This window comes from Vogesella mureinivorans, from assembly GCF_007644035.1.
Classification (GTDB): Bacteria; Pseudomonadota; Gammaproteobacteria; order Burkholderiales; family Chromobacteriaceae; genus Vogesella; species Vogesella mureinivorans.
In genome coordinates, this window is record NZ_VMTV02000353.1 from 1 (window position 1) to 307 (window position 307).

Sequence of the window (307 nt, forward strand, 5' to 3'; positions counted from 1 at the left end):
CTACAGTAATGTCTAATTTAATACAACGTATCAAACAACGAGAAGTCTCCATTTCCCTCACGGCCTTTAATTTTATTGTTGCAGTCTGGTTAGGGCTATGCCTGAACTTTGGTTTTCTGGGCAAAGTTCAAGCGCTTACTCCTTATCAAGGTATAAAAGCCCAGCTCTTTTTGATTGCTACAGCTTTAGTATTGATTGCTTTATACAATCTATTACTACAGCTCTTAGATTGGAAATGGACCGCAAAATTCTTTGCAATCATTCTGGTATTTATTGGTGGTCTTAGTGCCTATTTTGTCAATTCATT

The 307-nt window shown here is 36.8% G+C and carries 1 protein-coding gene; it reads left to right on the top strand.

Translation table 11 applies throughout. The features are described from left to right. On the top strand, nt 1–307 hold a 307-nt coding region (locus FLQ44_RS10960), incomplete at both ends, for a phosphoethanolamine transferase domain-containing protein (RefSeq protein WP_206208815.1).